Raw genomic sequence first — 23,571 nt, forward strand, 5'->3', positions numbered from 1 at the left:
ACTTCCTTTCTAATGCACACTACTCGGTGGCTCACTGCTAATTTCATTATGATGTTCTACTAACGCATGATGCAAGACCTGATCCATGTTAGATACTGGTATGAACTCCACATCATTACGTACGCTCTCTGGAATTTCTTTCAGATCACGTTCATTGTCTTTGGGAAGAAGGATCTTTTTATATCCAGCACGATGTGCAGCTAGAGATTTCTCTTTCAGTCCACCGATCGGCAATACACGTCCACGCAGGGTGATCTCACCGGTCATGGCCACATCCTTCGAAACATAACGCTTCGTGAGTGCAGAGATCAAAGCGGTAGCAATTGTAATCCCTGCAGACGGACCATCCTTCGGAATCGCACCTTCAGGAATGTGGATATGAATATCAATCTTCTCATAAAAATCGGGCTGGAGCCCCAGCTCCTCCGCCTTCGAACGTGTATAACTGAAGGCGGCCTGCGCCGACTCCTTCATTACATCGCCCAGTTGTCCAGTAAGTGTTAGCTTACCCGTTCCCTGCACAACAGTAACTTCGATCAGCAGCGTATCGCCACCAACCTCAGTCCAGGCCAGCCCAGTTACTGTACCAATCTGGTCTTCAAGCTCAGCCATACCGTAACGGTATTTTGATGCACCTAGGAAATCCTTGATCTCATCAGGCAGAATGACTACACTTTCTTTTTCCTTGGTCACAATCTGTTTCGCTGCTTTGCGGCATAACGCCGCGATCTGCTGCTCCAAATTACGCACACCGGATTCACGAGTATATTCACGCACGATACGCAATAAACTGTCGTCTTCGATGATCAGTTGATCTTCTGCAAGACCGTGGTTCTTCTTCTGCTTCGGCAAAAGATAGCGGCTACCAATCTGCAATTTCTCCAATTCCGTGTATCCCGGAATGAACAGCATTTCCATCCGGTCGAGTAACGGACGCGGAATGTTATGCACTACGTTCGCTGTTGTAACAAACATTACGTTCGACAAGTCGAACGGCAGCTCTACGAAATGGTCACTGAACGAATTGTTTTGTTCTGGGTCCAGTACCTCAAGCAATGCTGAGGATGGATCTCCACGGAAATCTGCAGCCATCTTATCAATTTCATCTAACAAGATAACCGGATTAATCGTGCCTGCCGTCTTCATCCCTTGGATGATTCGACCTGGCATCGCACCCACATAAGTCCGGCGATGACCACGGATCTCTGCTTCATCACGCACACCACCAAGCGAAATGCGAACGAACTTACGATTGAGTGAACGGGCGATGGAACGAGCCAGTGAGGTTTTGCCCACACCTGGAGGCCCTACAAGACATAGAATTGGACCTTTAAGCTTCTTAACCAGCTGCTGAACGGCTAAATATTCCAATACCCGCTCTTTTGGTTTTTCCAAACCGTAGTGGTCCTCATCCAATACTTGCTCTGCCTTCTTAATATCGAGATCATCTTCTGTCTGTTCATTCCAAGGAAGACCCAGCAGCCAATCCACATAATTGCGAATTACGCCACCTTCCGCTGAGCTCACTGGCATTTTTTCCAGACGATCGATTTCCTTCTCCATCTTCTCTTTCACGCGTTCCGGCAGATTCTTCTCTTCCATTAGAGTCCGCAGCTCTTCCGCTTCTCCCACCCGACCTTCCTTCTCGCCGAGTTCTTTCTGGATCGCTTTCATTTGCTCGCGCAAATAATATTCCTTCTGCGTCTTCTCCATCTGCTTCTTCACACGTTGATTGATCTTGCGTTCAAGCTCCAACACTTCACGCTCATTATTAAGAATATCAAGAAGTTTCTCTAGCCGTTTACTTACATCAATCGTCTCTAGAATTTCTTGCTTATCCTTAATCTTTAGCGATAAATGACTCGTAATGACATCCGCAAGACGACCAGGCTCCTCAATATCGGATACAGCAGCCAGTGTCTCTGGTGTCACTTTTTTGGATAACGTTATATAGTGTTCGAACTGATTAAGTACTGTACGCATCAGCGCGTCACACTCTTGATCGCTATCTTCCTCTTCTGGTAGCTCGCGCGCCATAACCTCATAATACTCATCATTATCGATATAATTAATAATTTCGGCTCGTTCTACACCCTCAACCAGTACACGAATCGTACCGTTTGGCAGCTTCAGCATTTGCCGCACATTCGCGACGGTGCCGACCCGAAAAATATCGTCCTGACCAGGCTCTTCAATATTCACTTCCGACTGGGAACAAAGAAGAATTAAATTATCTTCAACCATAGCTTTTTCTAGTGCCCGAACTGACTTCTCACGGCCCACATCCAAGTGAAGAACCATGCTTGGGTACACAAGAAGACCTCTTAGCGGTAATAAAGGAAAACGACGACCTTTTGTTTTATTTGTCATCATCGCTTTCGCACCTCCCATGGCTCTCAATTAATCTCATATGAATTCATTCTAACAAAAGCAGCCCCAAAACACCAACAAAGTACTTGCAATTTAAGAAGAAACAACCTTATTGTCCTTAAAAGACGACAACGTTTCTCGTAGAAATTTGAGGATTATGTAAAGTCTGAAACTATATTTTTAAAAAAGGAAGCAGCAGACACGCCTGCAGCCTCCTTTATTTTACAACGACAACTCTCACTTTACGCTTAAAATTTGAGATCAAGGCTCGTTCAGCCCCGGGAACACACTAGCTCACATTTAAGGTTAGATTTAAGCTCAACCCTTTGCAGACTCGCCAGCGGCATCGGCCTTCAGGAGTGAAGGTGCTGCTGAGAATAGCTCGCCAGCTACAGCAGGAAGCCTTACGTCAGCTGTATCAGCTCCAAATAGATGACGGAATACTTCTTCTACCGTTTCCATAGGAATAACGCGTAGCGGGGCAAGGTCTGCGAATAGTGATTGCCAGTTTTCTTTTGGAATAAGTACCGTAGTAGCTCCCGCTTGAAAAGCAGCCTCTACCTTCGCGATTACACCACCAACAGGCTTCACTCGGCCATGTATTCCTATTTCACCTGTGATTGCTACTGTATTATCTACGGGAAGACCACGAATGGCGGAAACGATAGCTACTGCCATCGCAACCCCCGCTGAAGGACCGTCAATCGGTGTTCCACCGGGAAAATTCACATGCAGATCATAACGGTCCGGCTCCAGATTCATGGTGCGCAGTACGGTCAATACGTTCTCAACCGAGCCTTTGGCCATACTCTTTCTCCGAATCGTGCGGGAACCCCCACCGATCTCTTCCTCATCTACCACTCCTGTTACATTCAATCTACCTTGACCGTTCTGTGCAGGCGCTGCGGATACTTCGATCTCCAACAAGGTGCCCATTCCCGGTCCATACACTGCAAGTCCGTTAACTAATCCAATCTGCGGCGCCGAAGGAATCTTGCGCTCTGTACGGAGCGGAAGCTGGCTACTGCCTGCTACCCATTCCACCTCAGCAGCACTTAGTGTATCCCTTTGCTCAGTTAGCGCTAATCCAGCTGCGAGCTGAATCATATTGACTGCTTCCCGGCCATTTGTTGCATATTGCTGCACAACAGTAACGGCTTCTGGGCTTGGCTTCAGTCCGATCTTCTGTATCGCGTCACGCGCAATGACCGCAATCTCATCCGGCAATAGCGGACGGAAATAAATCTCCATGCAGCGCGAACGCAGCGCGGGAGAGATCTCATCCGGGGAACGCGTAGTAGCCCCAACTAACCGGAAATCAGCGGGTAAGCCATTTTGAAAAATATCATGAATATAAGCTGGAGTATTATTGTCCTCCGAATTATAATATGCACTCTCTAACAGTACCTTCCGGTCCTCCAGCACCTTAAGCAGCTTATTCATCTGAATGGGGTGAAGCTCTCCTATCTCATCCAGAAAAAGAATCCCGCCATGCGCCTTCGTCACCGCTCCCGGCTTCGGCTGTGGCACACCAGCCACACCCATGGCTCCGGCGCCTTGATAGATAGGGTCATGCACCGATCCGATTAAAGGGTCGGCAATGCCGCGCTCATCGAAACGAGCGGTTGTGGCATCAATCTCTGTGAATTTGGCGTCGTTTTTAAAAGGGGAAAGTACATTTTTTTTCGCCTCTTCCATGACCACGCGCGCCGCTGCAGTCTTGCCGACTCCCGGCGGACCATAAATAATCACATGCTGCGGATTAGCGCTACATAGTGCGGCCTTCAGGGCGCGCAGCCCGTCTTTTTGTCCGACAATATCTCCAATAGAAGCCGGTCTAGTCTTCTCTGACAATGGTTTGGTCAGTGATATCATTCGCATTTTCCGTAGTTTATCCAGTTCCTTACGCGACTCTCGGTCTACCGCCGTCTTGTTCGTCTTCTGACCCCGCAGCAGATTCCAAAAGTATACGCCGATAACCAGCGCGAAAAAGAGCTGCACGATCATCACAACTATACTTAATTCCATAGGTCATCCTCCTGTTTCGTTCAGTCTACCTTTCCACCTTTGGCTACTATTAGGTAGTATAGCCGTTTCGGTAATTAGTAAACGCACAATTGAGGATTTGTTGAATTGTTGGTGTAGAACACCTTTACATCACTGAATTTACTATGTGCTGAGTAACTTTAGGACTTGACTGTGCTATCTATGCCGAGTAACCTATATGACCTGAATTTGTTATCTACGTCAAATGATCACTTTGTCAGCTTGGTATGCTACTTGTATCGAACCTGGTTAAATATGCTGTTATATTGACTTAAATGGGTGAAGTAACATGATTAGACTTGGATCCTCGGTATATGGACTTACCTTTATCCGCTGAATTCGCTAAGTTCGCCCAGTAACTATGTTAATGCACTGCTAAATTCTCCAAATAACCGTCCATCTCCTTAGTACGGCTCACCCTCTTAGAATTATAGGGAAAAACTCCCTGTAGTTGGAGGTGGCGAGTCATACTAAGTGGCATATAGGGAAATTCTCCCTATAATCCATTGGTTTCACGCAAAATCGGATGCTTTTCGTTAATTTATAGGGAGTTATTCCGTATAAACCCTCTTTTTTCACAAAATCGGTCTATATATAGGGAGCTTTTCCCTATAACAAGCATGCAGACATAGCTATTTTTGAAAAAGTGCCTTTTTCTCCTCATGTACTCGTCTATCACCTTTACCCCTCGATACTTCTCCACGTCCACTTACCCTCAATCCCAGTAAAAAAGAATATCTCGAGCTAACTCATAACCAACATTTCTAACCCCGTTTCCTCTTCTCACAGGTTTCAGCCAACCCTTTTCACACAATCTCGTCAGCATCAAACGTACCGTTTTGGGGTCTAAAGTAAAATAATCTGCAACATCTTTAGGACGGACTGTTCCCGCTTGGCGAATCACTAAACGCATGATTTCCCTCTCAGCAAGTAGCAGACTGCCATGCGGTGCATCTATAATTAGGTAGCGACTTAACACCACACGAAGCAGTGTAATGCATAGCTCCGGACGCTGTTCCACATCATCGTAGGCAAATGAAATTACTTGGTAACCCATTCCGTACAGAAAAGTTTCACGATTTAGCTCATTACAATACTTTAGCCTATCCATGTCCCTTACATGTGCAGCATACCCTTTGATCTCGAACAAGAGCTTAATGGGCCCTGGTAAAAAAGCAAAATCAGCAAAATAAGTTTGTCTCTGCCAATCTAACACTTCATACTCTGGATGTAGATCATTGAAATCACCACGCAGCGGCCACCATACATTCTGCAAAAATAATCTTTCGGCGTGGCGATGACCTCTCTCCAGCCTTCCCCGCCGTTCACCCGTTCTGCTTGCTAGATGCTGCTCAATAAAGGCTTCATGGACTTGTTCATAATTCATTCGATGTTACCCCTTAATCATTAATTTCACGCAAAAAAACGCCCCGTTCTCGCAACCGGATATACCGGAGCGTAACAGGGCGTTCTTCGCCACTTATTATCAACTGAATCATAATTTCGTAAAATGCCGTTATTTCGCTTGCACCGGTGGCGCAAGGTTAGCGTGGGCACGGCCTGGAATTTCACCAGTTTCCTCATACGCCACAACAATCGCATCGATTTCCTTCTTCAGCTCGTTCACCAGCTCCGCTTCAGGCACTTTACGGATCATCTGGCCGTAACGGAACAACAAACCTTCTCCACGGGCACCAGCAATACCGATATCCGCCTCACGCGCTTCACCAGGACCGTTAACGGCGCAGCCGAGCACGGATACTTTAATAGGCACCTTAAGCTTCGAAATGTATTCTTCCACCTCATTAGCGATGGAGAAAAGATCAATATCCAGTCGTCCACACGTCGGACAAGAAATTAGTGTCGCTGCGTTAGAGATCAGACCGAAGGTCTTAAGCAGCTCGCGTGCCACCTTAACTTCTTCCACTGGATCAGCGCTAAGCGAAATACGCAAGGTACTGCCGATGCCCATTGAGAGCAGTGCACCGATACCTGCGGAGCTCTTTACCGTACCGGCAAACAATGTGCCGGATTCTGTAATCCCCAGGTGCAGCGGGTAAGGAATGACTTCCGCGGCCTGGCGGTAAGCTTCGATGGCCATTGGCACATCCGATGCTTTTAGAGATACGATAATGTCGTGGAAATCCAGCTCTTCCAGAATACCAATATGGTATAGCGCACTTTCTACCATAGCTTCTGGAGTCGGGTATCCGTATTTCTCCAAGAGATGATTCTCCAAAGAACCGGCGTTTACACCAATCCGAATCGGAATTCCTTTATCTTTACACGCTTTAACTACCGCTTCTACCTTCTCACGACGACCGATATTGCCTGGATTAATCCGTACCTTATCGATGCCGTTCTCAATAGCCATCAGTGCTAGCTTATAGTTGAAATGTATATCCGCTACGAGTGGGATATGAATCTGCTTCTTGATCTCCTTGATCGCGGCAGCCGCCTCTTCATTGTTGACAGTTACGCGTACCAGTTGGCAGCCTGCTTCCTCAAGCCGCAATATTTCAGCTACAGTAGCTTCCACATCAGCGGTTTTGGTTGTACACATGCTTTGAATCGCAACCTCGTTGTTTCCCCCAATAATGAGCCCGCCAACGTTGACAGGACGGGTTTGGTGTCTCAAGAACATGATTTTTCTCCCCCATAACGCCAAAGCTCCACCCCTTCGCCCCCGCTAGTGAAGCGGGATAAGCGGAAGAAAGGTGGAGACAGTGACATGTATTGTTAAGGCAAGCGACTTACGCGCTTTCCTCTTTCTTCTTGTCTTTCTTGAGGTTCAATTCAGGCAAAGCCTTCTCTTGAACAACCTGCTCCGTGATCACACAATCTTTAATATCATCGCGTGAAGGAACTTCATACATCACATCAAGCATGATGCTCTCAATAATCGCGCGCAGTCCACGGGCTCCCGTATTGCGTTTGATCGCTTCCTTGGCAATCGCTTCGAGTGCCAACGGTTCGAACTTCAGCGCTACGTTATCCATTTCCAGCAGCTTGATATATTGTTTCGTGAGAGCATTCTTAGGCTCGGAAAGGATACGCACAAGCGTATTCTCATCAAGCGGCTCTAATGTCGAGATGACTGGCAGACGGCCTACAAATTCAGGGATTAGTCCGAATTTGAGCAAGTCTTCAGGCAATACCATCGACAAATATTCGCCAGGCTTGAGATCCTTTTGTCCTTCAACAGCTGCGTTGAAGCCAATGACTTTTTTACCGATACGGCGTTTAATCATTTGCTCCAGACCGTCAAAGGCACCGCCAACGATGAACAAAATGTTCGTCGTGTCGATCTGAATGAACTCTTGGTGAGGGTGCTTACGTCCACCTTGTGGAGGTACAGAAGCAACCGTTCCTTCCAGAATCTTCAGAAGCGCCTGTTGTACACCTTCACCGGATACGTCACGAGTAATGGACGGGTTCTCGGATTTACGTGCCACTTTATCAATTTCATCAATATAGATAATGCCGCGTTCGGCTTTCTCCACATCATAATCTGCCGCTTGAATCAGCTTAAGCAGAATGTTCTCAACATCCTCGCCGACATAACCAGCTTCCGTTAAGGAAGTAGCATCTGCAATAGCAAAAGGAACGTTGATAATCTTCGCCATCGTCTGTGCGAGCAAAGTTTTACCCGAACCTGTTGGACCGAGCAAAAGAATATTACTCTTCGTAAGTTCAACATCTTCGATCTTACTTTGGCTGTTCACACGCTTATAGTGATTGTAAACCGCAACAGACAGCGATTTCTTCGCTTGCTCTTGACCGATTACATATTGATCCAAAATATCACGAATTTCCTTTGGTTTCGGAATATCCTTCAGATCGAGTTCTTCCTCATGACCAAGCTCTTCTTCCACGATTTCCGTGCAAAGCTCGATACATTCGTCACATATATAAACGCCCGGTCCAGCTACAAGCTTACGAACCTGCTCTTGTGATTTGCCGCAAAAAGAACATTTCAATTGCCCTTTTTCATCATTAAATTTAAACATCTAACCACCCCTTTAAGATTTCATCGGTGAAGAAAGAACCTGGTCAATAAGCCCATATTCCTTGGCTTCTTCCGCGCTCATGAAGTTATCGCGGTCTGTGTCCCGTTCGATTTTTTCAAGGGGCTGACCTGTGCGATCTACATAAATTTGATTCAACTTCTGTTTCGTCTTGAGGATCCAGTCGGTGTGAATCCAAATGTCGGACGCTTGACCTTGAACACCGCCGAGCGGTTGATGAATCATAACTTCGCTGTTGGTCAGCGCATATCTTTTGCCCGGAGCCCCAGCTGTTAGAAGGAGCGATCCCATGCTTGCCGCCATTCCTACACAAATGGTAGAAACATCCGGTTTGATATATTGCATCGTATCGTATATACCCATACCGGCCGTTACTGAACCACCGGGTGAGTTGAGGTACAAGTGAATGTCCTTCTCGGGATCATCTGCTGCAAGGAACAGCAATTGAGCAATAACCAGATTGGCGACATCATCGTCAATCGCACTGCTTAAGAAAATAATGCGATCCTTGAGCAATCTGGAATAGATATCGTATGAACGTTCCCCACGACTTGTTGATTCCACAACCATTGGTACCAGACTCATGCCACCAACCTCTTTTCTCTTTACAGATTAGTCTTATCGTTTCAAAAATATTTTAACACGTTCACGGCGCTGTGTCATTTTTTCACTACAGCAGACCTGTCCACTGTTTGTCAATAGTGACGTTGCCATGCCAATTCCCTTAATGCCATACGTTCATACGGATACCTATGTAATCACATATATCTGTGGCCGAGGATAAAAATAAGGCACGTAACGAAACTTACGTGCCTTATCATATCTGTATGGAGGCCGACTTGCTTGGCCGTTCTAGGTAGTGTCAAGCTAAAACGCCTTCGGCGTCCTTTTAAGGACGGTAAGCGTTTATGCGAGAATTATAAGGATAAAGTATAACGTCAAGCTTATACTTTCTTATAATTTTAAAAAATCTTACTCAGCTTTAGTGTCTTCAGCAGCTGGTGCTTCTTCTACCGCTTCAACTTCTACACTATTGCTAACAAGGAAATCAATGGTTTTGCGCAAAGAAAGTTCTTCGCTCAGGCTGCCCAGTGAACCGTTAGCTGTCAAAATGCTGCGAATTTCTTCTGGAGTACGTTTGTAAGCTTCAGCCATAGTAGCCAACTCTTCGTTAACTTCTTCTTCGGAAACTTCAATGTTCTCTTGTTTAGCGATAACTTCCAGTACCAAGTTGTTGCGAACGCGTTTTTCAGCATCGCCTTTCATTTGGTTCTGCAAGTCTTCACGAGTTTGGCCGGAGAAGCTAAGGAACATATCCATGTTCATACCTTGTTGACGAAGACGAGTGTCGAAGTCACGAACCATGTTCTCAACTTCGCTGTTGATCATCGCTTCAGGGATCTCAACTTCTGCGTTTGCTGCTGCTTTATCAACAACTGCGTTTTCGCGAAGGCCTTTCAGTTCATCCTGTTTACGGGATTCGAGCTGAGCTTTCAGATCTGCTTTGTACTCTTCCAAAGTTTCGAATTCACTTACATCTTTAGCGAACTCATCATCCAGTGCAGGAAGTTGTTTGCGTTTGATTTCGTGCAGTTTCACTTTGAATACTGCTTTCTTACCCGCAAGGTTCTCTGCATGGTATTCTTCAGGGAAAGTAACTTCTACATCTTTGAAATCTCCAGTGGCCATTCCCACTACTTGCTCTTCAAATCCAGGAATGAAGGAGTTGCTACCAAGTTCAAGAGAATGACGCTCAGCTTTTCCGCCTTCGAACGGTACGTCATCAACATATCCGTCAAAATCGATCACAGCGATGTCGCCGTTAGCTGCTGCTGCTTCTTCAACTACTACGAGTTCAGCATGACGCTCTTGCAGACGAGCAAGCTCAGCGCTCAGCTCTTCTTCAGTCACTTCAGCTTTTTGTACTGGAACTTCCAGACCTTTGTAATCGCCGAGCTTCACTTCAGGTTTAACAGTGATCTTCGCTTTGAAGATAAAGGATTGACCTTTAGCAAATTGCTCAATATCAACTTCAGGACGGTCTACAGGGAAGATGTCAGTTTGTTCAACTGCTTCACCGTAAGCTTCAGGAAGAAGAATGTCGATTGCATCTTGGTACAAGCTTTCTACACCAAAACGGGATTCAAAGATCGGGCGTGGTACTTTACCTTTACGGAAGCCTGGTACGTTAGCTTTCTTAACGACTTTGTTAAAAGCTTTATCAAGTGCTGCTGCAACGCGATCTGCGTCAACTTCTACTTCAAGAACTCCAAGGTTCTTCTCTATTTTTTCCCATGTTGCTTTCATATTATACTTTTCCCTCCAAAATATAGGTTCACAAGTTCACTTCAAAAAATGATACAATCCACGCACAGAATAACCATTATATTATATACAACATTACTTTATTTATCAAGTAGAGAAGTCTTTACAAAACCCTTGAGAGCACGATAAGCCCCCTCAAATTGAAAGCGCATGCCGTCTGTAATGCCGTACATTCCGCGAGTCTCCTCCTCTTGCCGAGTACCATTTAAGCTCTCAGATACAAACTGGTGCAACGCCCCTGCCCATATATCCAGCAGCGCGTCTTCCCCATCCAGCAATTTTCGGTACTCCTCCGATCCATAAATCGACATGACGAACTGACCCCAAAGCTCCTGTGCAAAATAATATAGCGTAGGCTCGTGCACCTCTGCTTGCTCGGCTACCCGTTCCAGAACCTGACTAACCTGAGGCGGAAAATCCTCCGTCTGTAGCGGCACACTTTCAATCTCTACTATTGCTGTTTCATGACCACGAATCAGCTTGACCGTTCCCTGCATCCCACGCCGCCGAAGGGTCTGCAGCGTTCGATATTGCAGCAGTGGGTGAACATTATTCCCCTGCAGCCAAGCCGTCAGCGCCTCATCGACTCCGCCGCCTTCCAGATAAGAAAGCTGCTCTAGTGCTAAGATTGTCGCCTCTGACAGTGGCTCATTCATTACCCGCTGCAGCAGCTTTTCTGGGTACCCCGCATCCTCGGTCATTTTTGATTTGGCCAGTAGACGTGCCATATCTTCTTCCCTTAAATCTTCGTCTTCGGGGTGAACGGCTCCTTCCGCATCTCCATTCTGGGAGGCATAGGGGAAAGCCGTTTCCAGCCATTCCAGCAGAGACCGCCACTCCTCGTAATTTCGTTCTTCCTGTCCTTGACACTGCAGCAAAAAACGAAGCAGCTCCATTGCTTCCCCGTATCGTTCACTTTCCAGCATCACCGTAAGCTGGATTTGATAATAGTCCAATGTCTTGGGGAACAGGACGATATTCTCTTTGGTGGCGGGGGAATCTGAATCTTTAATAAGGGCACCTCCTTATAGCTAAGTATGTGAAATTGAATCCTAACCGTCATAAAAGTTATTAAGATCTTAAGCTTCATCCGAAACTTAATAATTGTAGATTATAGCATACCCCGTACTCTTTTTAAAAAACAGCTTGAAAAACTTCATCGCATATGATAAGATAAATCCTGCTTGCTTTTCAGCCATCAGTCATGTCCCGGTAGCTCAGCTGGATAGAGCATGCGCCTTCTAAGCGCACGGTCAGGGGTTCGAATCCCTTCCGGGACGTCAGAGTAACAGCCTTCCTTCGGGGAGGCTGTTTCTGCGTTCAGGGGATGAGAAGCAGGGAGAGGGCCTAGCCCTGGGGACAGAGCCTAGGAGTAGTGCCTAGGAGCAGTGCCTAGGGCTTAGGGTTCCCAAGGCTCAGGTTTCGATGTAGCTCACTCTTCAATGGAGTTCAGGCTTCTGTGGAGCTCAAGCTTCGTCAAACCCCTTACTACGTTATACACCCACGTCGCAGTCAGATCTTAGGCAACGTTCCGCTAAGGTTGCACCAACTCGAACACTCTAATTGCATTTTGTGCAACTAAAGTTTCCCTTTTACCTCAACAACTCGGTTTAACTGCATTCCGTACACTTATATTCTCTGATTTACTCCTAGAATGTCATTTTCTCCATTTTTAGTTGCACAAAGTACAATTAATTCTAATATAAACCCTAAACCATGATAAATAGCTGCATAAAGTGCAATTAAAGCCACCCTTAACACCAATACTCAACACTCAACACTCAACACTCAACACTAACTTCACACCATTACTACACCTATCACCACATACCTCATTATTACCACTAACTTCTCACTACCCGCCAGATACACTATTCCACCCACTACACTACCACTCAAATCTCACCACACAGCACCCTTCACTTCAACTACTTCTTATTTTTGAAAATGGGAAATTTCCATGTAACTCACCACATCATCCATTATCCATTATCCTTTGAGGAAATCGTGGCTCATTACGAAAAAGATGTTTTTAACTATTCGTATGCTGGGAAGCAGGAGCACGCAAAAGAAATAGCGCAGGATGTGTTTGTGCGAGTATTTCGCTCCATTCATTAATTCCGTGGTGATTCCTCATTTAAAATCTGGCTGTTTATGATTACCAAAAACGTTACGCAGGACTTTAAACGAAAACAATTCGCCCCCCAGATTGTTCTGGTCGATACTATCTATCCTTATGAGTGCAGTTCGTCCGCCGAAAGTGAGTATTTTCAATTTAGACATGGTGAAATGTGCGATATTGTCTCAGCCTTGCCACGAGTGTTTTGCGAGGTTATTCTTTTGGACGTATCCGGAGGAAATGCTACATTAAATAATTCATCATAAGAAAACAAAAAAAACTGTCACCCACCGATATCCATTGCCGGGTGACAGTTTTTACGTACCTTGTGAACGAATTAGTGTCCTTTGCGGCGATTTCCGAGCCAGAGCGGAAATCGAAATACAAAATTGATAAACAAAACTACAAATACGAGTACTGCTGCTGACTTGTCAGCAATTTGACGTGCATCTTCTACAATCGCCTCGGATTGTACATACCATAGGTGTACTGCCAGGGTTTCACCCGGCGAGAACAGATTGAAGTCCCACATTTCGCCTGAGGTACTGAGGCCAGCGGTAAGGATAATAACCGCTGACTCCCCGAAGGCGCGTCCAGCAACGAGACAAATCCCTGTAACAATTGCAGACATTGCTACTGGCAGTACTACCGTGCGGATCACATGGAATTTAGTCATCCCAAGCGCATATCCAGCCTCGCGCATCTCCCCAGGAACGGCACGTACCGCTTCCTCTGTTACCCGCGCAAGCATTGGTAGATTCAGCAGCGCCAAGCTGACGCCCCCGCCAAGAATCGTCAGACCGATATCGAAATATTCAGCAAATATCGCAAGTCCGAGCATACCGAACACAATCGAAGGAACCGATGACAGAGCTTCTACGCAAATACGAAGTCCGCCTGTAAATTTATTATCCGGAGCATATTCGGCCATATAGATTCCCGCACCCAAACCGATTGGAACGGAAATAAACAGCGAGATGAACAAAATGTAGAACGAGTTGAACAGCACAGGACCAATCCCACCACCTGCGTCAATCTCTTCAGGCTGTTTAATCAAGAAATCGGGCCGTAGTGCCGGTAGACCTTTACTAAGAATCGTGAAGAGCATCCAGAAGATCAGCAGCATGACTAAGGCCCCAAGCGTATAAAACCCTATGGTCGCAATTTTATTGTTTCTTTGAGCACGCGCTGTATGCTTTGTACTTGCGAATCCGTTCACGCTGCATCCCTCCTTTTTCTACCCAGCACGCGGATAATCAGAATTAATACAAATGATATTACTAGCAGAAGAAATGCCATCATATGTAGCGCATAGTTCCAAGTCGAGTCAAACTCTACATTGGAGATTTGCATAACGATGTTACTAGTCAGCACCGATGATGGCGTGAATAATGACTTCGCCAATTGCGGTGTATTACCGATAACCATAACTACAGCCATCGTCTCACCCACAGCACGAGTCATACCCAGAATGACAGCAGAGATAATCCCTCTGCTAGCCGCTGGCAGTACTACACGCATGATTACCTGTAGGCGGGTAGATCCAAGAGCATAGGCAGCATCCCGATATTTGCGCGGCACAGAGACAATGGCATCATCACTGATTCGGCAAATCGTTGGCAGCACCATTAATGCGAGCACAAGTGCAGCAGCTAGCAAGCCATCGCCTAAGCTCTCACCACTAACTCTACGCAGGAAAGGAAGTAATACCGTCAAGCCCAGATAACCGTAAACAATTGAAGGAATACCCACCAATAAATCGAGTACTGGACGGATAAAAGTCTTCATCCATTTTGGAGCAATTTCTGCACAAAGTACTGCCATCCCTACCGAGATAGGCACTGCGATCAGCAGCGTCAATGCAGTTAGTGAAAGTGTATTTACAATGAAGGCAGCCGCTCCAAAAGAGTCCTCTTCCGGCGTCCAGTTAAAGGAAAAGAAAAAGTCCGCAGGCGAGAGATGGCCGAACAGAAGCATAGCCGTTTTGCCGATAAATAGAATTACAAGTCCAAGCACGAAACAAAGCGCGAGAATGCTGAATAGAAAATAAAACTTAAACAATTTGTTGCTAAACAAATGTCTACCATGACGTTTGGAGTTAGCGCTAACCTGCGTTACGCTCTCTTTTCCCCTAGTTGCCAAGCCGTGGACTGGTGCCCCCATACTTTCCCTCCTGTAAGCGGCCACCCCCGTATCAAGATCGGAGCTGGCCGCTGTTACCGTTCAATATGATCTTTAGATGATATTAGCCCTTCATTGCTTCGATCGGAATAAATTTAAGCTTTTTCAGGGAACCTTGTTGGAACTTCTTGCTTTGTACGTATTCGATAAATTCTTTTGTTGCGCCAGTAGGTTGGCCTTTAGTCATGTAGTAACCATAAGCCCAGATCTTATAAGATCCATTGATTACGTTGTCTGTAGTAGCAGCTACACCGTTATGTTTAACAGCTTTCACGTCGCCACTTACATATACAAGGTCGATATAACCGATAGAGTTAGGAGTTGTTCCTACGGCAGTCTTCATGTCACCGGATGAACCTGTTTCTTTGTAGTTCTTAGCTTTCTTAACGATATCTCCACCATCCAAAGCTTTAGCTTGATAGTTAACGCGTGTACCGGAACCGAAAGAGCGAGTGATAACTACGATGTCAGCATCTGCACCGCCTACTTCTTTCCAATTCGTGATTTTGCCTGCGAAAATACCTTTAAGTTGTTCTGTTGTAAGGTTATCTACGCCAACATTCTTGTTCACGATTGTAGCAAAAGGAATGACAGCTACTTTGTTTGCTACCTGTCCGTCAAAAGCTTTGAAGCCTGGTACGTCGATGCTAGCATCCCAGTCGCAAGCGCCGATATCAGCGATGCCTTTTTTTACAGCTTGAGGTCCAGTGACAGAACCTTTACCCGATGCTGCGATTTTCACTTTAGGGTGCAGCTTTTGGAATTCTTTTGCCGCTTGAAGGGTCAATGGAAGAAGTGCTGTCGAACCGTTAACTGTGATTTTACCTTTAAGTGAATCGGCTGCTGCTGCAACCCCTGCGAAAGATGCGGTTACCGCAATTACAGCTGTTAGAGCTGTTACTGTTAGCTTCTTGAAAATCTTCATTGTATTATTTCTCCTCTCGGCTCTACGCCGTTAAAATATGATTAGGGATAATTATTATTTAGACAGTTGCAATGCTTTACCGCCTTGGATCACCTGTACAACGCCGTCGCTTACGATGGCAAGCTTGCTTCCGTCATTCGAAACAGCTACTTCAGATACGTCTTCAGTGGAGCGGAATAGCTCAGTCTTTGCTCCATTATTATCAATGGAATAGACTACTGTGCTTCCGTTTGCAGCTGAACCTGCTACAACCAAACCATTGTTAACACCAGTAGACCAATTCACTTCAACATCAAGTGAAATGTTAGTGCTTGTTCCGTCTGCTTTTATAACCTTCAGTGTGTTAACTGCATTACCATCTGCATCTGCGCTCAGGTATACGAGGCTTCCATCAGCCAAAATTTCAGGGTACAGCTTGTTATCAGGTGTAGTGGTCAGGGCAGCTGGCTTAGCATCTTTCGTAATCAGATCAAGCTTGTAAAGCTGCTCTCCAGCAGAGCTGAAGTCTACGGTGAGGGAATCTTCTGTGCTATCTGCATCATTTTTAGCCACACCCGTTAAGTTAACGATGTAACCCGCACTCTTCTCATCAGCGGAAATGCGCAGTTCAGATTTATTCTCAACCTTATCTGCCAAAACGGACTTAACCACACCAGTGTCTACAGCGATTTTTGCGATTTTCTCCTGCTTGTCACCTTGGATGAAGTAAATACTTTTACCATCCTTGGACCAAACTAGATCCGTCTTCACACTGTTGTCAGTACCCAGCTTCTTAATAGCACCACTAAACAAGTTAATCAGATTCAGCAAACCATTCTCATCATTGAACGCTCCCCACTGCCCATCCGGCGATACTGCAAAATCCACCGCACTGTCATCCGAAGAAAATACTTCGTAGTTACCTGGGTCAGTAGTAAATTTGATAAGCTGAGCGGTTTCCGCATCACTTTTGTTCGCAATAAGGCTTCCAGCAGCTGTCCAGTGCAAAGTATCAAACAATCCTTCAGGACGAGCAAAGCTTAGAATCGTGCCAGCATCAGCATCCAGCTCTCCACCTAATGCATTAACTAATTTAGTAAGCTCTACATAGGTTTTACCGTTATAAAATACTGGAGCAACTGTGAACGATTCGGAATTACCATCTACTTGATAGCTCTTTGAGCCTGTTTTAAGTTGAACATTATGTAATCCTTTGCTGTCATTAAGTTCAAACCCGCCTGCTCCCAGTACTAGCTTAGCTCCAATTTCACCAGCTACCTGATTCAGCGAGTAAAGCTTGTAACCACTGCTATTAATGGTGTTAAACACAATCGGCGTACCGTTCACATTCCAAGTAGTTGTACCTTCTTTAACTGCTGTTTTAGCAGCGACTTGATTGGTAGCTACAGATTTCACATTACTGCCGATGCTGGCTGCAGATACACTCCCAACGCCTACTGTTGCAAGAAGTGCTGAAGCCAACGTTGCGCTAATCCATTTACTGTTTTTCAATTAGATTCACCCTTTTCGTATAGGTAACTGCTAATGTCATTTTCGTCTACAAATGTCAATTCTGTTGCAGAGGAATGTTATGGAAATATTAACTATAATTATTTTTTTGAAAAAGTAGGTATATTGGCGTGCTAGACCGCTCTATCCAAGGTAAACCAAATGGACTAGACACGAAAAAAAGCCTCATTGGGTATAGCTCTGCGGGGTGCAGTGGCTTTACTCCATGAGGCTTTTTGTAAATGTGATCTACAATAACTCTTCATTCAAATACTTCTCCAACGTTCTCCGCACAGCTCCTGGGCCCTTCAGCATTTCATAGAAATAACCTTCAATCTTGCTACCAAGGCCAATTTCATATAACAGTACACCAAAGATCTTCTCATTATCTAGAATCTTATGAACATTAGAAGTCAAATCTCCCAAAGTCACGCTTTGCAGATGTTCTTGAAGTGACTCCATTAATGGATCGGAACTCAGCTCAAATGGATTTCCTTCATCATCCACTCCGATCAAATAGCGGCACCACGCAGCAATTGCTAATGGAATTGCCGTCAACACAGTAGGATTAAGATCTTCTCGTTGTACATAGGATTTGATCGTTTCCCCATAACGAATACCCACCTTCTGCGACGTATCTGTCGCAATTCGCTGCGGGGTGTCTGGAATATATGGATTCGCCAATCGCTCTTGCAGCACTTCATCCAAGAACTGCTGTGGATCTAGAATGATAGGATCTACAACTACAGGCAATCCTTCCTTGTACCCAATCCTCTCAACCAATGTACGCAGTGTCTGATCCTGCATCTCATCTGAAATCTGCTTATATCCTAACAGACAGCCAGTGACCGCTAATGCAGTGTGTAAGGGGTTCAGACAGGTTGTAACCTTCATCGTTTCCACCCTATTCACGGTCTCACGATCTGTGAATGTAATTCCCACTTTTTCTAATAATGGGCGCCCATTCGTAAACTTATCCTCAATGACCAGATATTCACTGACCTCTGCGTTAACGAAAGGTGCGGTATGAGCGTTTCTCGAGGTAATAAGTATATCCATACCGCCAATCCCTTGCTCCTGCAAGGCATCTCGAACAGCTTTGGACGGACGAGGTGTAATTTTATCGATCATCGACAATGGGAAGGTTATGCGACTCTCGTCTTCGAGATACGCTACAAAACCTTCCTCCACATACCCTTTTGCAGCCCATGTCTTGGCGATTGTAATCACGCTTTTTTTCAGCATATCCCCATTGTGCGAACAGTTATCCATACTAACAAAAGTCATTGGATATTGACCTTTAAGATATCGACGGTAAGCAAGAGAAGCGATAACACTCATGCTGTGGGAAGGCTGCTCTGGCCCTTGCTCCATATCATTCTTCACGATATCAAGGTACATTCCATTAGGATCCGTCAAGGTATAACCCTTCTCTGTAATAGTGAAGCTGGCCATCTGCAAGCTCGGATTTTCAAATACTTCAACCAAACGGCAGTAATCTTGCGCACGATTCTTGTTTGCCATAATGGCCTCAGTAATGCTGCTAATGACCTTTTTCGTAAACTCGCCACGCGCATTCATTAGCACGAGAAGTGTTAAATGATCATGCGGTTTATAAATCTTGTCAATCAGCTCGTAGTCAGAGGAGGTAGCGGCGATAATACCTGTATCTGCTTTTCCAAGCTCCAACAGCTTCTGGTGAGCATTCGCAACAAATCCCCGAAAAATATTCCCTGCTCCAAAATGAACCCATTCCGGTCTAACGCGTGTATTCTCCGCCACCTGTTCATAATCAAACTGTGGAAGCTCCACGTCAGCGCCCTTCCACTCCTCTGCACATGATTGAATACTCTCTCTTGTCAGGAGAAGCATTCACTTCACCTCCATTGTATTGTTAAGACTGTCCCATACACCAAGTAAATACATGATCCCCATTGCTCTATCGTACAGTCCGTATCCCGGGCGGCAAGTCTTCTCTTCTCCCCACAAGTGACGACCATGATCTGGACGTACATATCCCGTATATCCATTCTCATGATACGCTTTGACAACCTCTGCCACATCCACACTGCCGTCCCGTCCACGATGAGATACCTCGATAAAATCACCGTTCTCAAAAACCTTAACATTTCGAATATGGGCAAAATGAATGCGATTACAGAATTCCCGAATCATAGCTGGCAGATCGTTTTTCGGATTCGTACCGAGTGACCCTGTACAGAAGGTTAATCCATTATACGGACTATCTACTGCGTCGAGTAAACGGCGGATCGTATCGCGGCTACGGACAATGCGGGGCAAGCCAAAGATCGGCCACGCAGGATCATCGGGATGGATCGCCATTTTGATGTCCACTTCCTCACAGACAGGAATAATTCGCTTCAGAAAATAGACCAAATTCTCGAACAGCTTCTCTTCCGTTACATCTGCATAAGCGGCGAATAGCTCATCGAGCTTCGCAAGTCGCTCCGGCTCCCAGCCAGGCATCGTAAATTCGCCAGCACCCTCCAAAATGCGATTCACCATGTCACGTGGGTTCTCATTAATAGCCGCGTTTTCATAAAAAAGAGCATTCGAGCCATCCGGCAATTCTTTGTACAGCTCCGTCCGAGTCCAGTCAAAGATCGGCATGAAATTGTAACAGATCACTTTAACACCGACCTTGGCTAATTTCCGGATGGTGTCTATGTAAATATCGATATATTTATCACGCGTTGGGAGTCCAATCTTGATATCATCATGGACATTTACACTCTCGACTACAGCAGTACTGAACCCTTTGCTCGTAATTTGATCCGCAACCTTCTGAATTTCATCCATTTCCCACACTTCGCCTGCCACCTTATGATGCAGTGACCAGACAATTCCCATTACCCCCGGTATTTGCCGAATATGATCGAGCGTAATGTTGTCATTCCCTTCTCCATACCATCTCCATGTCATGTTCATCTGGAAAAAAAACCTCCTATAATTTCACATGTCGATATCTTGTATACAAGATAATATACTCAAATATTAGAATGAAATTATGATTATTGTCAACAATGTAATATATTTTATTTACAACTTGTATACAAGATGTCACAAATATATAATTGAAATAACTTTCTTCTGTCAACATCCGGCTTCATGTATACTAATTACAAATTCAATGGCAATGGAGACGTAACCTCATGTCCACCAAAAAAGATATTTTGAACCTATTAAAGCATGAAATTCTTAACCTAACCCTAAAGCCTGGAACCATTCTGAGTGAGACGGTATTGTCCGAGCGGTTTCAGATATCCAGAACGCCTTTGCGCGATGTACTAAAGCAACTATCACTTGAATCCTATATTGATGTGTATCCGAAAAAAGGGAATATTGTTTCGTACATTGGTTTAGAATCGGTCGAGCAAATCATCTATTTAAGAAGTGTTCTGGAAAAAGATATTATCAAAGGTCTATCCGGTAGCCTTACTCTTAAAGGTATTATGGAACTTAAGAAGAACTTAGAAGAGCAAAGGAACGCCATACATCAGGATCATGCACTTGAGCACTTTCTTACCTTGGATGACACCTTTCATAAGACACTATTCACATTAGCAGGACATGAATTTTTGTGGAAGCTAATTAAGTTCTCCAATGTGCATTATGAAAGGTATCGGCGCTTGCATATGCTAAAACAAGAAAAGCTGGAGAAAATTTTGAGCGAGCATCATATGATCCTGGATTGTATGACAAACCATGAAACAGACAAAATTGATGAGCTAGTCCAGCATCATTTGCGTGAAGATATTAACTCCTTATACTTGCTGGAGAATTTTGCGGATTATATTAAAGCGTAATAACGCAAAAAACTACTTAAACACAAAGCGACCGACCCAAGCAGCCATTTTCATGGCTTTTGGAACGGCCTCTTTTTTTCATAACGTGAATTATTTTGTTCACAGAAAATGACAATCGATCATTCAAATCGAAACCAGCCGAAATCGAACTGACTTCCAGGCAAGAAGATAAACGTTAGCTTCTGCTCCCCTATCACTTTCTCCAACTCAAGAGGAAGTCGGGATCACGAATTGCTCTCATTTCTGCATCAAGTTGGTTCGTGAGCAGGTATTCGCATCTTGTGCAAAAATGCCGCTACTTTGCGCTTTATTACAGATTTCAAGAAGAAAAAATTGAGCACTTTACATTTACTGGATTCCGGAGCACAATAATGAGTGAGCGCTCACTCATTATTGTTGTGGAGAGCATTCAGCAACAACATTTTGTATCCTAGACCATTCAGAATCGAGGAGATGAACATGGGTTCAGAAGTTCCAGTCATTTCAGTGAGCCATATCGGTAAAGTCTTTGGGGACAAACAGGTGCTCGAAGATATTTCGCTTCAAGTGGAGCGTGCGGAAACCTTCGGCATACTAGGGCCATCTGGCTCCGGAAAAACAACGCTAGTGAAGCTACTTACAGGTATTGATGAGGTATCCTCTGGCGAGGTGAAGGTGCTTGGTGTCACCATGCCTAAGTTATCCATGCTGCAGCAAATTGGATATATGGCTCAGTCCGATGCCCTATATACAGAACTCAGTGCGAAGGAGAATCTGGAGTTCTTTGCTGCGCTATATGGACTAAAGGGTGAGCAACGCGGCAAGCGTATCAAAGCTGTTATGGAACTGGTGGATCTACAAGAGCATCTTCGCAAAAGAGTAGATCAATACTCTGGCGGAATGAAACGCCGCCTATCGCTGGCGATTGCGCTACTCCATGAGCCTCCGCTACTTATTCTTGATGAACCAACAGTAGGTATCGATCCAGTACTCCGACTATCCGTCTGGAAAGAACTAAAAGCTCTGAACCAGAAAGGTACCACGATTGTACTGACTACGCATGTCATGGATGAGGCTGAAAAATGCGATCGACTCGGAATGATCCGTGATGGCAAGCTTCTTGCCGCCGATACGCCTGCTGGACTGCTGCAAGCTACCGGTTCAACCTCTATTGAGGAAGCCTTTCTATACTATGGAGGTGTCCGTTCATGAGAATTCGAGCGATTACCTTACGGATTTTACGACAGTTTATTCACGACAAAAGAACGATGGCTCTAATGTTCATCGCACCGCTCCTCGTTTTAAGTTTAATGAGTTTGGTATTCAACGGTGACGCCTATGAGCCAAAAATCGGTGTGTCCGGTGTACCTCTAAATATGACAGCTGCGCTAAAAGAACAACACGCAACAGTCGAAGAATATGCCAGCACAGAGCTAGGAAAAAGTGCTTTAGTAGAAGGAAAGATTGACGCTTTGTTCACTTTAGACGGAAAGGCTGGGGATTCAGCAGTCATTCCCCAAGTGCTGTTAGAAGGCAGCAATCCTACCGCCAATAAGGCGGTAATCATGACGCTTCAACAGTCATCACAAAAACTTCTTCCTAATATAGAGAAACAACTGCAATTACAACCGCAGATCAGCTATCTTTACGGTTCTGAGAATATGAAGACAATCGACCGTTTCGGTCCGATTATGATTGGCGTATTTATTTTCTTTTTCGTATTCCTAATTGCGGGTGTGTCATTCCTACGGGAGCGGACCACCGGCACGCTTGAACGCCTACTTTCTACTCCTTTAAAAAGATGGGAGATTGTACTCGGGTATGTATGTGGTTTCGGTATTTTCACCGTATTCCAAGCGCTGTTGATCTCGTGGTTTTCCATTCAGATTCTTGGCATTATGATGACAGGTAGCTTTGGTTACGTCATGCTGATCACTTTACTCCTGTCGATGACAGCTCTGACGCTTGGCACGCTTTTGTCGGCTTTTGCGGCTAACGAGTTGCAGATGATTCAGTTCATCCCGCTCATTATCGTGCCACAAGTCTTTCTCAGCGGACTGTTCCCGCTCGACACCCTTCCGCTGTGGCTACAGCGCGTAGGCTACGCAACGCCAATTTATTATGGATCAGAAGCGCTTATGGACATCATGATCCGCGGCAAAGGATGGAGCGCAATCGCTCTGGATGTCTATGTGCTGATCGGATTTTCACTACTATTCATGGTTCTGAATGTATTGGCACTGCGCAAGCACCGCAAAATGTAGCTTCAAAAGGGTTTTATCG

The 23,571-nt window shown here is 45.2% G+C and carries 18 protein-coding genes and 1 tRNA gene; 5 read left to right on the forward strand and 14 right to left on the reverse strand.

The window, feature by feature from the left end; genetic code table 11:
• Positions 1-9: 9 nt before the first annotated feature.
• From lon to MHH52_RS23400, 8 genes are all read right to left on the reverse strand, one after another.
• Positions 10-2,373, reverse strand: coding sequence for an endopeptidase La (gene lon / locus MHH52_RS23365; protein WP_340004670.1), 2,364 nt, complete (start codon positions 2,371-2,373; stop codon positions 10-12).
• 315 nt (positions 2,374-2,688) lie between these two features.
• A complete protein-coding gene (gene lonB, locus MHH52_RS23370) occupies positions 2,689-4,398 on the reverse strand; it encodes an ATP-dependent protease LonB (RefSeq protein ID WP_340004671.1) in 1,710 nt (569 codons plus the stop codon).
• A gap of 733 nt (positions 4,399-5,131) precedes the next feature.
• Positions 5,132-5,803 (reverse strand): BlaI/MecI/CopY family transcriptional regulator, encoded by a 672-nt coding sequence (locus tag MHH52_RS23375; RefSeq protein WP_340004672.1) that lies wholly within the window; start codon positions 5,801-5,803, stop codon positions 5,132-5,134.
• Between the two features lie 129 nt (positions 5,804-5,932).
• Complete coding sequence (gene ispG / locus MHH52_RS23380; protein WP_340004673.1) at positions 5,933-7,060, reverse strand: flavodoxin-dependent (E)-4-hydroxy-3-methylbut-2-enyl-diphosphate synthase; 1,128 nt, start codon at positions 7,058-7,060, stop codon at positions 5,933-5,935.
• A 109-nt stretch (positions 7,061-7,169) separates the two neighbouring features.
• A complete protein-coding gene (clpX, locus tag MHH52_RS23385) occupies positions 7,170-8,426 on the reverse strand; it encodes an ATP-dependent protease ATP-binding subunit ClpX (protein WP_042130648.1) in 1,257 nt (418 codons plus the stop codon).
• A gap of 12 nt (positions 8,427-8,438) precedes the next feature.
• Positions 8,439-9,029: an ATP-dependent Clp endopeptidase proteolytic subunit ClpP gene (clpP, locus tag MHH52_RS23390; RefSeq protein ID WP_036685049.1), complete on the reverse strand. Its 591-nt coding sequence runs from the start codon at positions 9,027-9,029 to the stop codon at positions 8,439-8,441.
• A gap of 387 nt (positions 9,030-9,416) precedes the next feature.
• The gene (gene tig / locus MHH52_RS23395) at positions 9,417-10,751 is read right to left on the reverse strand and encodes a trigger factor (protein ID WP_340004675.1); all 1,335 of its coding nucleotides are present in this window, start codon (positions 10,749-10,751) and stop codon (positions 9,417-9,419) included.
• A 98-nt stretch (positions 10,752-10,849) separates the two neighbouring features.
• Complete coding sequence (locus tag MHH52_RS23400; protein ID WP_340009794.1) at positions 10,850-11,695, reverse strand: hypothetical protein; 846 nt, start codon at positions 11,693-11,695, stop codon at positions 10,850-10,852.
• A 280-nt stretch (positions 11,696-11,975) separates the two neighbouring features.
• Between MHH52_RS23400 and MHH52_RS23405 the strand changes: the two genes are divergently transcribed.
• Together MHH52_RS23405 and MHH52_RS23410 are read left to right on the forward strand one after the other, a co-directional pair.
• Positions 11,976-12,049, forward strand: a tRNA-Arg gene (locus tag MHH52_RS23405).
• An 874-nt stretch (positions 12,050-12,923) separates the two neighbouring features.
• Positions 12,924-13,154 carry a hypothetical protein gene (locus tag MHH52_RS23410; RefSeq protein WP_340004677.1) on the forward strand — a complete coding sequence of 77 codons (231 nt, stop codon included), beginning with the start codon at positions 12,924-12,926 and terminating at the stop codon, positions 13,152-13,154.
• Between the two features lie 71 nt (positions 13,155-13,225).
• Here MHH52_RS23410 and pstA read toward each other — a convergent pair whose 3' ends face one another.
• From pstA to uxuA, 6 genes are all read right to left on the reverse strand, one after another.
• Entirely contained in the window at positions 13,226-14,107 is an 882-nt protein-coding gene (gene pstA / locus MHH52_RS23415; protein ID WP_340004678.1) for a phosphate ABC transporter permease PstA, read from the reverse strand.
• On the reverse strand, positions 14,104-15,051 hold the full coding sequence (gene pstC, locus MHH52_RS23420) for a phosphate ABC transporter permease subunit PstC (protein WP_340004679.1): 948 nt from the start codon (positions 15,049-15,051) through the stop codon (positions 14,104-14,106). Before pstC ends, pstA begins: the two co-directional genes overlap by 4 nt.
• An 82-nt stretch (positions 15,052-15,133) precedes the next feature.
• On the reverse strand, positions 15,134-15,994 hold the full coding sequence (locus MHH52_RS23425; protein WP_340004680.1) for a phosphate ABC transporter substrate-binding protein: 861 nt from the start codon (positions 15,992-15,994) through the stop codon (positions 15,134-15,136).
• Between the two features lie 54 nt (positions 15,995-16,048).
• Positions 16,049-17,485, reverse strand: coding sequence for a stalk domain-containing protein (locus tag MHH52_RS23430; protein WP_340004681.1), 1,437 nt, complete (start codon positions 17,483-17,485; stop codon positions 16,049-16,051).
• 246 nt (positions 17,486-17,731) lie between these two features.
• Positions 17,732-19,354 (reverse strand): mannitol dehydrogenase family protein, encoded by a 1,623-nt coding sequence (locus MHH52_RS23435; RefSeq protein ID WP_340004682.1) that lies wholly within the window; start codon positions 19,352-19,354, stop codon positions 17,732-17,734.
• Positions 19,355-20,431 (reverse strand): mannonate dehydratase, encoded by a 1,077-nt coding sequence (gene uxuA / locus MHH52_RS23440; RefSeq protein ID WP_340004683.1) that lies wholly within the window; start codon positions 20,429-20,431, stop codon positions 19,355-19,357.
• Positions 20,432-20,655: 224 nt separating this feature from the next.
• Here uxuA and MHH52_RS23445 point away from each other — a divergent pair, with 224 nt between their 5' ends.
• From MHH52_RS23445 to MHH52_RS23455, 3 genes are all read left to right on the forward strand, one after another.
• Positions 20,656-21,309, forward strand: coding sequence for a GntR family transcriptional regulator (locus MHH52_RS23445; protein WP_340004684.1), 654 nt, complete (start codon positions 20,656-20,658; stop codon positions 21,307-21,309).
• 459 nt (positions 21,310-21,768) lie between these two features.
• A complete protein-coding gene (locus tag MHH52_RS23450) occupies positions 21,769-22,500 on the forward strand; it encodes an ABC transporter ATP-binding protein (protein ID WP_340004685.1) in 732 nt (243 codons plus the stop codon).
• On the forward strand, positions 22,497-23,552 hold the full coding sequence (locus tag MHH52_RS23455; protein WP_340004687.1) for an ABC transporter permease: 1,056 nt from the start codon (positions 22,497-22,499) through the stop codon (positions 23,550-23,552). The genes MHH52_RS23450 and MHH52_RS23455 overlap by 4 nt, the downstream gene beginning before the upstream one ends.
• The last annotated feature ends 19 nt before the right edge of the window (positions 23,553-23,571 follow it).

This window comes from Paenibacillus sp. FSL K6-0276 (assembly GCF_037977235.1).
Lineage (GTDB): Bacteria > Bacillota > Bacilli > Paenibacillales > Paenibacillaceae > Paenibacillus_AQ.

Coding starts and splice junctions, on each gene's coding strand:
- lon (WP_340004670.1), bottom strand. CDS start 2,373: ATGATGACAAATAAAACAAAAGGTCGTCGTTTTCCTTTATTACCGCTA.
- lonB (WP_340004671.1), bottom strand. CDS start 4,398: ATGGAATTAAGTATAGTTGTGATGATCGTGCAGCTCTTTTTCGCGCTG.
- MHH52_RS23375 (WP_340004672.1), bottom strand. CDS start 5,803: ATGAATTATGAACAAGTCCATGAAGCCTTTATTGAGCAGCATCTAGCA.
- ispG (WP_340004673.1), bottom strand. CDS start 7,060: ATGTTCTTGAGACACCAAACCCGTCCTGTCAACGTTGGCGGGCTCATT.
- clpX (WP_042130648.1), bottom strand. CDS start 8,426: ATGTTTAAATTTAATGATGAAAAAGGGCAATTGAAATGTTCTTTTTGC.
- clpP (WP_036685049.1), bottom strand. CDS start 9,029: ATGAGTCTGGTACCAATGGTTGTGGAATCAACAAGTCGTGGGGAACGT.
- tig (WP_340004675.1), bottom strand. CDS start 10,751: ATGAAAGCAACATGGGAAAAAATAGAGAAGAACCTTGGAGTTCTTGAA.
- MHH52_RS23400 (WP_340009794.1), bottom strand. CDS start 11,695: ATGCTGGAAAGTGAACGATACGGGGAAGCAATGGAGCTGCTTCGTTTT.
- MHH52_RS23410 (WP_340004677.1), top strand. CDS start 12,924: ATGATTACCAAAAACGTTACGCAGGACTTTAAACGAAAACAATTCGCC.
- pstC (WP_340004679.1), bottom strand. CDS start 15,051: ATGGGGGCACCAGTCCACGGCTTGGCAACTAGGGGAAAAGAGAGCGTA.
- MHH52_RS23425 (WP_340004680.1), bottom strand. CDS start 15,994: ATGAAGATTTTCAAGAAGCTAACAGTAACAGCTCTAACAGCTGTAATT.
- MHH52_RS23435 (WP_340004682.1), bottom strand. CDS start 19,354: ATGCTTCTCCTGACAAGAGAGAGTATTCAATCATGTGCAGAGGAGTGG.
- uxuA (WP_340004683.1), bottom strand. CDS start 20,431: ATGAACATGACATGGAGATGGTATGGAGAAGGGAATGACAACATTACG.
- MHH52_RS23445 (WP_340004684.1), top strand. CDS start 20,656: ATGTCCACCAAAAAAGATATTTTGAACCTATTAAAGCATGAAATTCTT.
- MHH52_RS23450 (WP_340004685.1), top strand. CDS start 21,769: ATGGGTTCAGAAGTTCCAGTCATTTCAGTGAGCCATATCGGTAAAGTC.
- MHH52_RS23455 (WP_340004687.1), top strand. CDS start 22,497: ATGAGAATTCGAGCGATTACCTTACGGATTTTACGACAGTTTATTCAC.